Genomic DNA, 15,513 nt, shown 5'->3' with positions numbered 1-15,513 from the left:
TTATAACAATATGCAAACTCAGATAACAAACTGTTAACTTAGTAAATAGTGTACCCGTTTAGGTGCGAAAAACTCCCTTTAAACATATAATAGCGTTAATTATAACCGACAATGATTCAGTCAAAAATTTCAGTGTTTGATATACTAAAAGTGGGGATCGGTCCTTCCAGTTCTCATACCTTAGGTCCTTGGAGAGCAGCACAGCGATTTGTTGCTTCGTTAAACAAAAGATGTAACAGTTTAACAGAGGTTTTGGTAGTCAATGTTATTTTATATGGCTCTCTATCTAAAACAGGTATTGGTCACGGTACGGATAAGGCTGTTGTTTTAGGTTTGGCAGGTTTTGATCCTGTAGAGATGCCTGTGGATACGTTAGAGTCGGTAATCGAGGAAATAAAAAATAATAAATCTCTACGATTAGGTGGCGAACATGAAATTATTTTCTCTATGCAGGATAATATCATATTCTTGATGAACGAATCCTTGAATTACCACCCCAATGCACTGGCTTTTCAAGCTTTTTTACGTTCAGGAGAAGAATTTAAAGAAACATTTTTCTCTGTTGGTGGCGGAATGATTCAAAAGCAAGACGAAAAAGAGATTGAAGAGAAGAGTTTCGTTTTTCCTTATCCTTCTGATAATGCTACCGAGTTACTTAAATGGTGCAACATTACAGGGTTTCCGATAAGCACTGTTGTACTTGGAAATGAAAAGGTTAAAATGGAGGAGAAGGCGATTAGAGCTAAGATGGCTAATATTTGGGAGGTGATGCTGGCGAGTATTTATAAGGGTTGTCATACAGCCGGTACATTGCCAGGCGGCTTAAATGTTAAGCGACGAGCTGCTGAACATAACACGAGACTATTGCTGAATCACCAATACCATGATGTAGAAACGTGGATGCAAGCAATACGTAAAAGTGGAGATGGTTTTCAGTATACGCTGGCTTGGGTGAGCTGTTTTGCATTGGCTGTTAACGAAGAAAACGCTGCATTTGGAAGAATCGTTACAGCACCTACAAACGGGTCTGCTGGAGTTTTGCCAGCAGTTTTGCTTTACTATGTTGTCTTTTGTAAGGGTTTTTCCGAAGAATCTATATTTAAGTTTTTACTTAACGCAGCTGAAATTGGCAGTATTTTTAAAAACGGTGCTACAATTTCTGCCGCAATGGGCGGTTGTCAGGCAGAAATCGGCGTAAGTTCTTCAATGGCAGCATCGGCATTAACCGAATTACTGGGTGGCCGGCCAGATCAGTGTTTAATGGCTGCAGAAATTGCCATGGAACATCATTTAGGTTTAACTTGCGATCCAATTGCTGGATTGGTGCAAGTACCTTGTATCGAGCGTAACACAATGGGGGCTATAAAAGCAATAACCGCGGCGCAACTTGCCATTAACGGAGAACCAGATCTTGCAAAAGTTACGTTAGACGGTGTGGTAAAAACAATGTGGCAAACTGCATTAGATATGAACTCAAAATACAAAGAGACCTCTGAAGGTGGCTTGGCTGTAAATATTCCGATTAGCCTTTGCGATTGTTAATGCGCTAGCTAAGGCTAAGTAATCTATTTCGAACCAATAAGCAAGCGCCTATAACTCCTGCTTTGTCGCCAAGTTTTGATGTTTTTAATTGTGTATCAGCATTTAATAAGCTTAACGAGTATTTGTTGATAGAACTTTTAATAGGTAAACGTAAATATTCGCCCGTGGTGGAAAGTAGCCCACCCATAACAATCAATTCGGGGTTGAAGATGTTGATTAACAACGCAATGCCTCTGCCTAGTTTTTCGCCAATTTCGGTGATTAATTCTATTGAAAGCATGTCGTCATTATTAGCAGCCTCAATAATCGTATCTAAAGTTACATCCTCTAATTTTGTTTTTATTGATGAAGAAAAGCCAGCTTCCACGCGTTCCTTAAACATTCTCACCAAAGCCCACCCGGAAGCCTCAGTTTCTAAACAGCCTTTTTTTCCACATTTGCATATTATTTGGTTATCAAAAATTGGGATATGACCAAATTCTCCCGAAAAACCAGATTTTCCGTAATACAGTTGACTGTTTATAATCACACCTAAGCCAATTCCGAAGTCTAGGTTTAAGAACAAGACATTTTTTTCGTCTTTTACAACCCCAGAAGTAAATTCACCAAAAGCCATCGCCTTAGAATCATTTTCCAGAAAAACTTTATAACCAATTTGACGTTCCATTACCTCACTTAAAGGTTCCACGCTAAAATGATAGAAGCTGTAGCTGTAACCTGTAGAATAGTTTATTACGCTGCCAAAATTTACTCCAATACCGAGGATGTTCTCTTTTGGTACGTCAACACTATCAATAAAGTTCTTAATCAGTTTACATAGATTTTCTAAAGATTTTTCATCATTGGTTAGCCGAAAAGCTTGATGTTCCACCAATTTTACCATGTTTTTCTTTAAATCCGAAATCCCCAGCACAATGTGGTCTTGCTTAATATCAACCCCCACAAAAAAAGCAGATTCGGGTACTAAACCATAAACATTGGGTCTTCTTCCGCCTGTTGAGTCCACTTTTCCGTAATCTTTTACCAACCCATCATTAATAAGCTCATTAAAAATATTGTTGATTTTTGGAGCGCTTAAAGAAAGCTCTTTGCATAGTTCTGCGATGGTAGAATCACCTGTGTTGGCAAAGTAAGAAATCACAGATTTCTTAATATTGATATTTTTATAAGCAACGCCAGTGATGTCTTTGCTGATTAGCTCGTTGAAGAAAGTCATAAATTATCCTAATTAAGGATTTAAATGTTTTACACGTTGAATCTACAGAATTGTTTTATAAATGTTGAATTATTCATCGAATAAATAAAGTTCTTCAATAGTATTTTAAGCGTTATTATCTATAAATTTTTCATGCATAAACAATGAATTCTAAAATAACATTTTTGACAATCTATTTGATATTGAGTGTTTTGAGAAATTTTATAAATTTAAATAAGAATGCCATCTTTTTTAAATTTTTAACTAACTTTAAAGTTTAGATCTTAACGCTCTATTAAACCAAACCTAACACTATTTAATGATTTCTTTAATTGCTTCAATAATAGCGCTAATTATAGGCTATTTTGTATTATCTAAAATATCCCAAAATATTTTCGGTATTGATCCCAATCGAAAAACACCTGCAGTTAGCATGGCTGATGGTGTTGATTTTGTTCCGCTACCGGTTTGGAAAATTTTTTTAATACAGTTTTTAAATATTGCCGGCTTGGGCCCGATTTTCGGAGCAGTAGCTGGGGCAATGTGGGGGCCGGTGGCGTTTTTGTGGATTGTTTTGGGAACTTTGTTTGCCGGCGGTGTGCATGATTATTTTTCTGGAATGCTATCTGTTAAACACAATGGCGAGAGCATCACAGAAATTTCTGGTTACTACCTGGGGAATAATGTGAAGCAATTTATGCGGATATTTTCCGTAGTGTTACTGATTATGGTGGGTACCGTTTTTATAATGGGGCCAGCTAAAATTCTTGTAGGGATTAGTGGCGGTTTCGGCGGAATCACTTTTTGGGTAGCAATTATTTTTGTGTACTATATTTTGTCTACTGTACTACCTATAGATAAACTCATCGGAAAAATTTATCCCTTATTTGGAATAGCCTTACTTTTTATGGTTGTAGGTATTTTTGTGATGATGTTTAAAGCCGATATTCATGTGCCAGAAGTTACTTTAGCAAATCTTAAAAACTTCCATTCAAATCCCGATACTTTTCCAATTTTTCCTTTCGTTTTTGTAACGATTGCCTGTGGTGCTATATCGGGTTTTCATGCTACACAATCGCCTTTAATGGCTCGTTGTATGACTAACGAAAAGCAAGGTAGGTCTATATTTTTTGGTACAATGGTTACCGAAGGTATAGTGGCTTTGGTTTGGGCTGCAATTGGAATGTCCTTTTTTGGAGGGATTAAAGAGCTGAACGAAGTTATGGAGGGGCAGGGCGGAAATGCAGCCTTTGTAGTTAACGAGATTTCTTACTCTTTACTTGGAAAAATAGGAGGTATTTTAGCATTATTGGGTGTTGTAGCTGCACCAATCACTTCTGGAGATACAGCTTTTAGAAGTGCCCGTTTGATTATTGCCGATATTTTTAAAAGTAAACAGGGTCCAATTCTAAATAGATTTTTAATTAGTCTTCCGCTTTTTGTAATTGCTTATCTGTTAACACAGCTAGATTTTGCAATTGTGTGGAGATATTTTGCTTGGGCTAACCAAACATTGGCAACTGTGGTTTTATGGACCATTACAATGTTTCTGGTAAAGTCGGGTAAGAATTACTGGATTTCGTTAGTTCCAGCGGTATTTATGACAGCAGTAGTAACATCTTATCTGTTTATTGCACCAGAAGGCTTAAATCTCACAGCCACGATATCGTATATAGCTGCACTAATTGTATCTTCTGCTTCTGTGTTATGGATTATCTTTAAAATTAGAAAAGAAAAACGCGAGATTAAGTTGTAGATTTTATCAGTGTACAAAAAAGGCTTCTTAATTTTTAAAATTAAGTAGCTTTTTTGTTTTAAGGTTTAGATTCTAAATCTTTATAGATAACCTAAAATCTTCATCACCTGCTTGCTGTTCTGTTCCTCCCCAAAAACTTCGTAATTAAAAGTTTCATCGCGATTTCTACGGATGATAACCTGCTTTGGCGATGGCAGTAAGCAATGATGAATTCCACCATAACCACTTAAAACTTCCTGGTAAGCACCTGTGTTAAAGAAACCTAAGAACTGCACTTTACGTGTTTTTGGCATAAATACGTTACCTACGTGGGCTTCCTGGTTGTAATAATCCTGTCCGTCGCAAGTAATTCCACCTAAGTTTACACGCTCATATTCGCTGTCCCAATTATTGATCGGAAGCAAAACATAACGTTGGTTCATCGCCCAAACATCTGGTAGGTTGGTTATAAAAGAACCATCCAACATCAACCATTTTTCACGGTCGTTCTGCTGTTTACGACCTAAAACTTTATATAAAATTCCAGAAGCCTCCGCCACAGTATATTTTCCAAACTCGGTAATAATATCGGGTTCAATTACTTCATGTTCTGCACAAATTTCTTTAATACGTTTCACAATTTCATTGATCATGTACTCATAATCGAAATCAAAAACCAAAGAATCTTTAAACGGCATACCGCCACCAATATCTAAAGTATCTAAATGCGGATTTATTTTCTTGAACTTGCAATAAAGCGTTACGTATTTCTCTAGTTCGTTCCAGTAATATGGCGTGTCAGATATTCCAGAATTAATAAAAAAGTGTAGTAGTTTAACTCTAAAGTTTGGGTTTTTAACAATTTTATTATTGTAAAAATCTAGCACATCCTCTAATCTTATTCCCAAACGTGAGGTGTAAAATTGCGAATCTGGTTGTTCTTCGGCTGCAATTCTTATCCCTAAATTACAAGGCGTGTCCATTTCAATTTCATCATCATATAAATTGAATTCCTCTTTGTTATCTAAAACCGGAATAATATTTTTAAAACCGTCATGCAACATATCAATCAGATATTGCTTGTATTGGAAAGTTTTAAAACCGTTGCAGATTACCGTAATATCTTTTGTTAAAGTGCCTTTTTTCTCCAACGCATCAATCATCGGCATGTCAAAAGCAGAAGATGTTTCTAAGTGGATGTCGTTTTTTAAAGCTTCTTCAACGATATGTTTAAAATGCGAACTTTTGGTGCAATAACAATACTTGTAAGTTCCGCGGTAATTATTTTTAATAATCGCAGTCTGAAAAAGAATTTTCGCCTGCTGAATTTTTTTACTGATGATAGGTAAGTAGGTGAATCTTAAGGGAGTGCCGTAAGTTTCTATCATTTCCATCAAATTCAAATCATGGAAATAAAGTTCGTCATCAATAATGTCAAAACCTTCCTGTGGAAAACCAACGCTTAGGTCCAAAAATTCTTCGTAGCTCTGCATTTATTAATTTTTTTTGCAAAAATGTGATTAAATAATGAAATAATGTAAGGTTTATAAAAGTTTTACAATATCCGTTCCGCAATTTTGTTGTTTAGTGAGTCAAATGTTTTGAGCGTATCCCTCCTTTGATCGGGTCGGGCTATCCACTTCAATCTTTTTGCAAATTCTTCGACTCCGCTCAGAATAGCAAAAAGGATTTTCGTTATTATCCCTTACGCAGAACCAATTTTTCCTTTCCTATTTTTCCTTATGGTTAGTATGATCACCAATCATAGATGAAATTTTTCTAATTCCGTTTATCCAAATGAATCTCCGCCATCATACATCTTGCGCTACCGCCACCAATTTTTTCAATAGTTGGTATGGGCGAATACAAAATCTCAGCGTATTTATTGATCGTCGCAATTTGATTTGCTACTAAACTATTTTTTGCGCTCTCGCTCATCACTAAAAACGTTTGGTTTAAAGTGTTTTTAACTTCTAACATGTTGCCAGCAAAACTGTTCATCTGCTCAAAACTGATTTCGATGATTTCTTTCTCCGTCTTTTTAAAAGAATTAACCAGCTTTTCTTTTTCCAATGGGTCAGAAATGCTTTCTAAACAGATTACCACAAATTTTTCCGCAACGCACATCATCACGTTGGTATGATAAATAGGGTTCTCATGTTCATCAAAACCATGGAAAGTAATTGGTTCATAGCCACTTTCGTTGCAAAAAACTTCTAATGCTTTCGGATTTGTGCGGATTGAAAGGCAAGCATAAGCGATTTTATAATCTCGGTCTAAAACCATACTACCCGTCCCTTCTAAATATTCTCCCCGATCCTCGGTAAAAGTTAAATCATTAATTTCTGTGATATCAAACTGAGTGCTCAAAACATCCAGAATATCGTCTCTACGCTCATTTCTGCGATTTTCTGCCTGCATCGGATAAACGTAAACACTTCCGTCGTTATGAAAAGAAACCCAGTTGTTCGGGAAAATAGAATCTGGAGTATGGGGCTTTAGAGTGTCTTCAATCACGATCACGTTGATATGATTTAACCTCAGTTTAGTCACAAACTGGTTAAACTCTGCCAATGCCCTTTCTTGAACTTTACCTGCTTCTGGCTGATGTTGGAAGGTATTTCCCTCCGTTTGAGGATTAAAGCCGAATGCTACCGGTCTGATCATTAATATATTTGCAGTGCTTTGCATGGTGCTTTTATAACGTATTATTAGTCGGATGTTTTTTGTCCGCAGTCCGTAGCTTAGTTGTCCATTTCCAACTTAGACTCTTTGTAGATAAGTTCTGACTTCGGACACCCGACCAGGGACTTTACTAACCAACTAACTACCTAACTCATCCCTCAAAATCGGCATACTCATACAATGAAATCCCCCTCTAGCTCGTGATAATTCTGCTGAAGGAATAGTAATAAAAGTATTTTCTAATGTTTCTGGATTTAGTTCGCCACTCTCAAATTTCTGTAGAAGCTCTTTCACAGCGATTACCAAAAATCCCTTTTCTCTAAAAGTATTTAAAGTAACATCGTTTCTATCGTAACCAATAACAACACCTTCTTTTATCGCTAACAAATTGCAGGAATCTGTCCATTGTTCGCGGGCGTCCGATGGAAATTGTTGATTACCCGAATATATAAATTCTACTTTTTTGCTAGATTTTAGATCAATTGTGCTCACATCGGCCAATAGCTCCTCTACCGATTCATATTTCTTTGGTCTGGTGATATTCCCCTTTGTAAATTGCGTAACCTCCACTTTATCCACTGGTTTGTTCTGGATTAAATGGTCAATCGGTTCAAAACCACTTCCGCGTTTATCTGCTTTAGCAATCGATTCTAGAATTACCCACATGTTCTTTTTAACCTGAGTAAAAACAGTATCCATATGCATATAGTCACGTTTATTGGGTATTTTAATTACAGTCACTTTTTCAACTACATCCTTTTCAAACAACAATTTAATAGTTTCGCTAATAGCTAATGCCGAAGTTCGTTCGCTACAGCCTATTAATAGGTGGTTTTTAGACACCATCATCACGTCGCCACCTTCTAGGGTGTTTCTGTAGTTGTCGTTCTCTTCGGCAAGAATAACGTGTTCGAGTGTGTCGGGCAATTCGATAATGTTGTTTTTGTAGTTGGCAAAAAACGAATGGTTATAGAAAACGTATTTAGCCAACAGAGATTCCCTCGCTCTCGCCTTTTTTGCAGGTTTGTTTAATAAAATATGTTGATTAATTACTGTTCCGACATCTCGGGTGAAAATAAAATTGGGAATGGGTGCAAATACCAGCTGGTTTTCACGAATTGCTCCAGAAATAAAGGTCTCAGCAAGTTCCGTAGCAGATAATTCTCGTAATTTTAACTTTAACTGATAAGTACAATGTTCAAAAGCACAAACCGCAGAGATTAACTCCATTTTAAGGTTTTCGTCGACCAGAACCTCTGCAAGCAATTGCTGAATTTCAATCACTTTTGTTGAGCCGTGAAAATCTTTATGCGCTGGTTTATAAAAGTTCCTTTCTTTTAAGCCGTCAATTTGGGCGAGCTTTCCCCTTATTTTTTGTGGATCTAAAAAGTAAAGCAACAGTTTCAGATAATAGTCATATTCGTTTTTTCTAACTGTTTCTAAATGTACAATATCTTCAAAAAGCCAATCTTGTGCTTTAGACGGTACAATGTTTCCTAATCCGCTATCCGGACTGTGAATTAACAGACAGCGTAATCTGCCTATTTCTGAACTTACATTTACCTTAAAATTTTGTAAAGTCTCTATCATATTTTGTACCTGTCAAACACAAAGCTATCAGAATTTAAATCAAAAATTAAATAGCCCATAATGATTTTAGTTTAATTATTTTTGCCCTATGAAATTTTTACAACAAGCCATTGTTAAGGCTTTCGCCGATACTTTTGAAACAGCGCTACAAGAAAATCAAATCAATTTAGAACAAACCAAAAAGGAATTTGAAGGCCATGCAACTTTTGTAGTTTTCCCTTTTGTTAAACATACCAAAAAATCTCCAGAGCAAACTGCCAATTTATTGGGCGAGTATTTACAAACAAACTGTGAAGAGATTGAAAGTTTCAACGTAATTAAAGGTTTTTTGAACTTGGTATTGAGTGATGCTTATTGGCTTTCAGTCTTTAAAACCGAAGTTTTAGCGGATAGCTTTGGCTCGTTACCTAAAAACGGAGAAAAGGTAATGGTGGAGTATTCATCGCCCAATACAAACAAACCTTTGCATTTGGGGCATGTGCGTAATAATTTATTAGGTTTTTCTGTCTCTAATTTATTGGATGTTGCCGGTTTTGAAGTGATAAAGGTCAATTTGGTGAACGATAGGGGAATACACATCTGTAAATCGATGTTGGCTTGGCAAAAATTTGGTAATAGCGAAACGCCAGAAAGTGCTGGTTTAAAAGGCGACCATTTAGTGGGTAAATACTATGTGATCTTTGACCAACAGTATAAACAACAGATTACCGATTTAGTAGCAAAAGGTAAAACCGAAGATGACGCTAAAAAGCAGGCTCCGTTGATTTTAGAAGCACAACAAATGCTTTTAAAATGGGAGCAAGGTGATGAAAAAGTCATCTCTCTTTGGAAGACAATGAACAGTTGGGTTTACGCCGGTTTTGATGAAACTTATAAAAAACTAGGCGTAAGCTTTGATAAATACTATTACGAATCTGACACCTATTTATTAGGAAAAGATATTGTTGAAGAAGGCTTACAAAAAGGAGTTTTCTTTAAAAAAGAAGATGGTTCTGTTTGGATAGATTTGACTGCTGACGGTTTAGACGAAAAACTGGTGCGTAGAGCAGATGGTACTTCAGTGTACATTACCCAAGATTTAGGAACTGCTCAGCTAAAGTATGATGACTTTAAAGTGGACAAGTCAATTTATGTGGTGGGTAATGAACAAGATTATCACTTCAAAGTGCTTTTCTTAATTTTAGAAAAACTAGGTAAAGATTGGGCGAAAGGTCTATATCATTTGTCGTACGGAATGGTGGATTTACCGTCGGGTAAAATGAAATCGCGTGAGGGAACTGTGGTTGATGCCGATGATTTGATTGACGAGATGAAGGCTACTGCCAAAGAAAAAACAGAAGCTTTAGGTAAGGTTGATAATTTTGAAGAAATAGAGAAAGATGCTTTATACCAGATGATTGGAATGGGTGCTTTAAAGTATTTTTTGTTAAAGGTAGAACCTAAAAAACGTTTGCTGTTTGATCCAAATGAGTCGATAGATTTCCAAGGAAATACTGGTCCGTTTATTCAGTATACGCATGCTAGGATCAAGTCTGTTTTAAAGAAAGCCGATTTTAACGACGGTAATATTCAGTATCCTACAAAATTAGGAGAAACGGAAGTTGAACTGTTGCAAGCTTTAAGTAAATACCCTGAAACTATTTTACAGGCCGCTAAAGATTATAACCCTGCTGCTATCGCAAACTTTGCTTATGATTTAGCTAAAACTTACAACAAGTTTTACCAAACAGAATCCATTTTAAAAGTAGAAGATGATTTGTTGAAAGCTTTTAGGCTGCAACTTTCATTACATACAGCAAGAACGTTGAATAAGGCAATGGCGATATTGGGTATTGAAATGCCGGAGAGGATGTAAAGCGTAATTTAAAAGTTAAAAGTAAAAAGTGGAAAGTGGAAAGTGGAAAGTAGAAGGCAGAAATCTAAATTTTATTTATAACAAAACGGGCTGTCTTTTCTTGAAAGACAGCCCGTTTTGTTTTGGGAGTGGTATCCTTTTTTGTGTGTCCTTGGACTTCGCTCAGGATACAAAAAAGATTTAACGGAAAGCCCGTAAAACGCCCAAAATAGTTTACTCGTCGCCAGCAAGTTTGTCCATAACTTCTAAACTTACTCCGGTTGAAGAGTAGCCACCGTCATGAAAAAGGTTTTGCATGGTAACCATACGCGTTAAATCAGAGAATAAACTGATGCAATAATCAGCACAAGATTCAGCGCTAGCGTTTCCAAGCGGCGCAATTTTATCTGCAAAATCGAAGAAATTATCGAATCCTTTAATTCCATTGCCAGCTGTTGTACGGGTTGGAGATTGAGAAACCGTGTTTATACGGACTTTTTTCTCTAAACCGTAATGGTAACCAAAACTACGAGCAATCGATTCTAACATCGCTTTAATGTCAGCCATGTCGGTATAAAAAGGATAAGTACGTTGTGCGGCCATATAGGTTAAGGCAACAACACTTCCCCACTCGTTAATGGCATCCATTTTTTTAGCAACAGCCAACATTTTGTGTAAAGACATTGCCGAAACATCAATTCCTTTCTGGAAATAATCGTAGTTAAGCTCTGAATAGGGAACTTTTTTACGGATGTTCACACTCATACCTATTGAATGTAGTACGAAATCAATTTTTCCTCCCAAAACTTCTTGAGATTTAGAAAACAGATTTTCTAAATCTTCAACACTTGTAGCGTCTGCAGGGATAATTTGAGATCCTGTTTTTTCTGCTAAGGCATTAATTTCGCCCATACGCATAGCGATTGGAGCATTTGTTAACACAAAGGTAGCACCTTCTTCGTGTGCTTTTTCTGCAACTTTCCAAGCAATCGAATTTTCATCTAATGCACCGCTAATGATGCCTCTTTTTCCTTTTAATAAGTTATAAGCCATATATTGTTATATCTGTGTTTTGTGTCTGATTGATAAGTTGTCACGTCTTTAATTTCGGTAAAGATAAAAATAACCCTTAATTAATTCTGCAATAATTCCCTCGCATTCTGTAAAGCAGATTCTTTTGGGTTTTCGCCACTGAGCATTTTTGCGATTTCTAACACGCGTTCGTCTTTATCCAAACGTTTGATTTGGGTATAAGTTAAATCGTTTTTGATAATTTTATGTACAAAGTAATGTGCTTGACCTTTACTTGCCATTTGTGGCAGGTGAGTGATCGCGATTACCTGCATTTCCTTTGATAGCTCCTGCATAATTAAACCTACACGATTAGCTACCTCGCCAGAAACTCCTGTGTCAATCTCATCAAAAATAATGGTTGGTAAAGCTGTTTTTTGTGCTATTAAAGACTTTATACTCAACATTAACCGCGATAATTCGCCACCAGAGGCAACTTTATTCAATTCGTTTAATTGATGACCTTTGTTGGCGTTGAATAAAAACTTTACTTGGTCAATTCCATTAAGGTCAAATTTTTGGTCGGGCAGGAGGGTTTGCTCTATTTTAATTTGAGCCGTCGGCATGCCCACCTCTGCAAGGGTTTTTACAATATGCTGTTCAATAGTAGGGATTACTTTTTTCCTGCTTTCGCTGATTTGACCCGCTTGTTTTAATAGTCCTTTTTCTACAGTTTCTAGTTCTTTTTCAAGCTTAACTAAATCTTCATCGATAAATAAAATGTCATTTAATTTGTTGGATAGATCGGTTTTTAGATCTAGTAATTCTCGAACATTATTTACCCGATGTTTTTTTTGTAAGGCAAATAGCTGACTTAATCGTTCATTTATTTCTTCTGCCCTGGACTCGTCAAAAACGGTATGTTGTTCTAAAGTTTCCAGTTCGTTGGCGATATCTTTGATCTCGATATTGCAACTTTTTAGACGCTCTAGCAGTGGACTTATCGCTGTTTCATAACTCTCTATGGTCTGTAACTGCATCATCGCGTCTTTTAACTGGGGTAATACGGATTGCTCGAATCCATTAATCAAATAGCCAGAACCATAAAGGTTTTTTTTGATTTCTTCTGCGTGGGTGAGGCTGTTGAGTTCTTTTTCTAAAGTCTCTTGCTCATTTTCTTCTAAGTTTGCTGTTTCCAGCTCATCAAACAAAAATTGAAAATAATCTTGATCTGCTTTTGCTTTATCGCTTTGCGCTAATAGATCTGCGTATTTTTTCTGTGTCTTTTTGTATCGCTGATAATCTGCTTTATAAGCAGAAATTAAATGATGTTGTTCTGCAACTACATCCAAAACCAATAATTGAAAAATGTTGTCGTTTATCTGTAGCGTGGCATGTTGCGAGTGTACATCAATTAATTGTTGCCCTAATGCCTTTAGCGTGTTTAAATTAACCGGGGTGTCGTTTATAAACGCTCTTGATTTTCCATCTAAAGCAATTTCTCGGCGTAAAACTGTTTCGTTTTCGTAATCTAAATCATTTTCTGAGAAAAAATCCTGAAAATGATAGTTCTTTATATTGAAAAATCCTTCGACAATACACTTTTTCTGCTGATTGAAAAAGTACTTACTTTCGGCTCTTTGACCTAAAATTAAGCCTAAAGCACCCAGTACGATAGATTTTCCAGCGCCAGTTTCTCCAGTAATGATGTTTAAGTCTTTATCAAAAGAAATGTCGAGATTATCTATTAAAGCATAGTTTTTGATCAGTAATCTGCTAAGCATATTGTAAATAAAAATTCAAAGGTAGAATGTAAAAATAGTAGAATGTGTGCTATTTGATTTTCTTTAATTCCTCGTATTTTGAGGTATTTGTTGGATCGGCATCAACCATTAAGTTGTATATTTTAGTCCGCTCCATTGGGTTCCCTTTACTAAAAATATCAACTATTTCATCTGCTTTAGCTAGAAAGAAAACCTGGTTTAGCATAGAACTTTGCTTTTGTTTGTCAAGCTCCGCAAGCTGTGGCAATGTTTCAGCAATCACTTTTCGTCCCTTGATGATATCTTCGCTCATGATATCTAACCCTAACCTATGGTAGCTGTACAAGATATTTCTGATGGGTAAAAAGCTTTTATTGTTGATGTTTTCGACCAGCCAATACCTATTTTTCAAATTCTCAAAAGCTTTCCACCCCGGAAAAGGAGCGTTTTGTGCATTATTAACTATTGTTTGGGCTTTTGTGTAATAAGTGGCTCCTCCTAATTTTGAAAACGAGTCCGAATCGAAACCAATAATTATATAGGCATAAAATGCCAGCATAGAACTTAAATTATTTTGATAGCTCTGCTCTGAATAATCTAAAGGTTGTCCTTCTGTATAGTTAAAATCAAAGTTTTTATCATTTAGATTTAATAGGGTAGTGTTGTACGAACTGCCAAAAACTGGTCTGCTGCTCAAAACTTGGGCTTCGCCCTGAAAATTACTACCACCATCCCAGTTTTTAAGGGTTATTACCAAATTACAGTCAATTCTTTCTTGAGATTTTAATTCGAAATCGGCCCACTTCCTGTTGTTCAAAAATTCACTAATTGTAATCTGTAAATCGTCTAAAGCCTTTTTGTTGGTGTTTTGGATTTGTGGTGATAAAATTTGTACCCTGCAGTTTAAATCCTGGGCAAACGTGTGCAACGACAAAAAACAGAGTATAAAAGCAATTAGTTTCTTCATATCAACGATGCTACTTTGTTGCAAATGTCTTTAGCAACTTCTTCTTTAGATTTTAAAATAAACTCTGTTTTAACTAAGTTCTTATCAATAATTGTGATTTTGTTGGTGTTGGTTTTAAAACCTGCGCCTGAATCATTTAATGAGTTGAGTACGATGAAGTCGAGGTTTTTACGTTGTAATTTCGTGATTGCGTTTTCTTCTTCGTTGTTTGTTTCTAAGGCAAAGCCGACTAAAATCTGGTTCTTTTTTGCTTCACCTAAGGTAAAAAGAATGTCAGTGGTTTTCTTTAAATTGATAGAAAATTCGTCGGTATTTTTTTTGATTTTTTGCGATGCAACTTCTTGTGGTGTATAATCGGCAACGGCCGCACTCATTACGCAAATATCGGTAGTATTAAACGCTTTTTGGCAAGCGTAAAGCATTTCGGATGCGGAAGTAATATTTACCACTTTAATTCCGTCTGGTGCGGTTAAACTGGTTGGACCACTTATTAAAGTTACTTCGGCGCCCTGTTTTTGTAATTCTTTAGCAATGGCGTAACCCATTTTTCCGGATGAATGGTTTCCAATAAACCTCACTGGGTCAATCGCTTCAAATGTAGGTCCGGCGGTAACTAAAGCTTTTTTATTTTTTAAGGGTTGGCTTGCACCTAAATCGTTAGCAATAAAATTAAAAATTTCTTGAGGTTCAGCTAATCGTCCTTCGCCGTGTAAACCACTTGCAAGCTCTCCGTTTGATGGTGCAATGATAATGTTAGCGTAGCTTTTGAGTTTTTCGATATTGTTTTGGGTGCTTTTATGCTTCCACATATCTAAATCCATTGCTGGAGCTACATATACATTGCATTTTGCCGACAGATAAACAGCGGTTAATAGATTATCACAGATCCCGTTGGCGAATTTGGCTAAAGAATTTGCAGTAGCGGGTGCTATTAATATAAAATCTGCCCATAACGCTAATTCTACATGATTATTCCAAGTACCTGTTTCGGTATTGGCATAAGTGCTGTAAACTTGATTTTTGGATAAAGTGGAAAGGGTAAGCGGGGTGATAAAAGAAGTTGCATCTTTTGTCATTACCACCTTTACGTTTGCACCAGCTTTTACAAATAACCTAACAATTTCTGCCGATTTATAACTTGCAATGCTGCCGCAAACGCCAAGGAGTATATTTTTGTCTTTAAGCATTGTG

11 protein-coding genes are annotated in these 15,513 nt (G+C 36.4%); 3 read left to right on the top strand and 8 right to left on the bottom strand.

Features of this window, described 5'->3' with window-relative positions:
- Nucleotides 1-111 precede the first annotated feature (111 nt).
- The gene (locus B176_RS0112950; protein ID WP_017259246.1) at nucleotides 112-1,542 is read left to right on the top strand and encodes an L-serine ammonia-lyase; all 1,431 of its coding nucleotides are present in this window, start codon (nucleotides 112-114) and stop codon (nucleotides 1,540-1,542) included.
- 4 nt (nucleotides 1,543-1,546) lie between these two features.
- Here B176_RS0112950 and B176_RS0112945 read toward each other — a convergent pair whose 3' ends face one another.
- Nucleotides 1,547-2,758, bottom strand: coding sequence for an ROK family transcriptional regulator (locus tag B176_RS0112945; protein WP_017259245.1), 1,212 nt, complete (start codon nucleotides 2,756-2,758; stop codon nucleotides 1,547-1,549).
- A 298-nt stretch (nucleotides 2,759-3,056) separates the two neighbouring features.
- On the opposite strand from B176_RS0112945, the gene B176_RS0112940 reads away from it, so the two are divergent.
- Entirely contained in the window at nucleotides 3,057-4,493 is a 1,437-nt protein-coding gene (locus tag B176_RS0112940) for a carbon starvation CstA family protein (RefSeq protein WP_017259244.1), read from the top strand.
- Between the two features lie 80 nt (nucleotides 4,494-4,573).
- Here the strand turns inward: B176_RS0112940 and B176_RS0112935 are convergent, their stop codons facing one another.
- The 3 genes from B176_RS0112935 to B176_RS0112925 all read right to left on the bottom strand — a co-directional run bounded on the left by B176_RS0112935 (nucleotide 4,574) and on the right by B176_RS0112925 (nucleotide 8,747).
- Nucleotides 4,574-5,965: an arginine decarboxylase gene (locus B176_RS0112935; RefSeq protein ID WP_017259243.1), complete on the bottom strand. Its 1,392-nt coding sequence runs from the start codon at nucleotides 5,963-5,965 to the stop codon at nucleotides 4,574-4,576.
- Between the two features lie 286 nt (nucleotides 5,966-6,251).
- On the bottom strand, nucleotides 6,252-7,163 hold the full coding sequence (gene ctlX, locus B176_RS0112930; protein ID WP_017259242.1) for a citrulline utilization hydrolase CtlX: 912 nt from the start codon (nucleotides 7,161-7,163) through the stop codon (nucleotides 6,252-6,254).
- 132 nt (nucleotides 7,164-7,295) lie between these two features.
- Complete coding sequence (locus B176_RS0112925) at nucleotides 7,296-8,747, bottom strand: arginine deiminase family protein (protein WP_017259241.1); 1,452 nt, start codon at nucleotides 8,745-8,747, stop codon at nucleotides 7,296-7,298.
- An 88-nt stretch (nucleotides 8,748-8,835) separates the two neighbouring features.
- Here B176_RS0112925 and argS point away from each other — a divergent pair, with 88 nt between their 5' ends.
- Nucleotides 8,836-10,602 (top strand): arginine--tRNA ligase, encoded by a 1,767-nt coding sequence (gene argS / locus B176_RS0112920; RefSeq protein ID WP_017259240.1) that lies wholly within the window; start codon nucleotides 8,836-8,838, stop codon nucleotides 10,600-10,602.
- A 213-nt stretch (nucleotides 10,603-10,815) separates the two neighbouring features.
- On the opposite strand, the gene B176_RS0112915 is transcribed toward argS, so the two are convergent.
- The 4 genes from B176_RS0112915 to coaBC form a co-directional block, all read right to left on the bottom strand.
- A complete protein-coding gene (locus tag B176_RS0112915) occupies nucleotides 10,816-11,634 on the bottom strand; it encodes an enoyl-ACP reductase FabI (RefSeq protein ID WP_017259239.1) in 819 nt (272 codons plus the stop codon).
- A gap of 80 nt (nucleotides 11,635-11,714) precedes the next feature.
- A complete protein-coding gene (gene recN / locus B176_RS0112910) occupies nucleotides 11,715-13,376 on the bottom strand; it encodes a DNA repair protein RecN (RefSeq protein WP_017259238.1) in 1,662 nt (553 codons plus the stop codon).
- A 49-nt stretch (nucleotides 13,377-13,425) separates the two neighbouring features.
- Complete coding sequence (gene porD / locus B176_RS0112905; protein WP_017259237.1) at nucleotides 13,426-14,322, bottom strand: type IX secretion system protein PorD; 897 nt, start codon at nucleotides 14,320-14,322, stop codon at nucleotides 13,426-13,428.
- Nucleotides 14,319-15,509 carry a bifunctional phosphopantothenoylcysteine decarboxylase/phosphopantothenate--cysteine ligase CoaBC gene (gene coaBC, locus B176_RS0112900; protein WP_017259236.1) on the bottom strand — a complete coding sequence of 397 codons (1,191 nt, stop codon included), beginning with the start codon at nucleotides 15,507-15,509 and terminating at the stop codon, nucleotides 14,319-14,321. Before coaBC ends, porD begins: the two co-directional genes overlap by 4 nt.
- Nucleotides 15,510-15,513 lie beyond the last annotated feature (4 nt).

Origin of the sequence: Pedobacter arcticus A12 (assembly GCF_000302595.1) — a bacterium.
In the GTDB taxonomy this organism is placed as follows: Bacteria; Bacteroidota; Bacteroidia; order Sphingobacteriales; family Sphingobacteriaceae; genus Pseudopedobacter; species Pseudopedobacter arcticus.
Note: the sequence above shows the minus strand (reverse complement) of the source record. Positions and strands in the feature narration are given on the sequence as shown.

Excerpts from the sequence above, each read along its gene's own strand:
- B176_RS0112950 (WP_017259246.1), top strand. The coding sequence starts at position 112 with ATGATTCAGTCAAAAATTTCAGTGTTTGATATACTAAAAGTGGGGATC.
- B176_RS0112945 (WP_017259245.1), bottom strand. The coding sequence starts at position 2,758 with ATGACTTTCTTCAACGAGCTAATCAGCAAAGACATCACTGGCGTTGCT.
- B176_RS0112940 (WP_017259244.1), top strand. The coding sequence starts at position 3,057 with ATGATTTCTTTAATTGCTTCAATAATAGCGCTAATTATAGGCTATTTT.
- B176_RS0112935 (WP_017259243.1), bottom strand. The coding sequence starts at position 5,965 with ATGCAGAGCTACGAAGAATTTTTGGACCTAAGCGTTGGTTTTCCACAG.
- ctlX (WP_017259242.1), bottom strand. The coding sequence starts at position 7,163 with ATGCAAAGCACTGCAAATATATTAATGATCAGACCGGTAGCATTCGGC.
- B176_RS0112925 (WP_017259241.1), bottom strand. The coding sequence starts at position 8,747 with ATGATAGAGACTTTACAAAATTTTAAGGTAAATGTAAGTTCAGAAATA.
- argS (WP_017259240.1), top strand. The coding sequence starts at position 8,836 with ATGAAATTTTTACAACAAGCCATTGTTAAGGCTTTCGCCGATACTTTT.
- B176_RS0112915 (WP_017259239.1), bottom strand. The coding sequence starts at position 11,634 with ATGGCTTATAACTTATTAAAAGGAAAAAGAGGCATCATTAGCGGTGCA.
- recN (WP_017259238.1), bottom strand. The coding sequence starts at position 13,376 with ATGCTTAGCAGATTACTGATCAAAAACTATGCTTTAATAGATAATCTC.
- porD (WP_017259237.1), bottom strand. The coding sequence starts at position 14,322 with ATGAAGAAACTAATTGCTTTTATACTCTGTTTTTTGTCGTTGCACACG.
- coaBC (WP_017259236.1), bottom strand. The coding sequence starts at position 15,509 with ATGCTTAAAGACAAAAATATACTCCTTGGCGTTTGCGGCAGCATTGCA.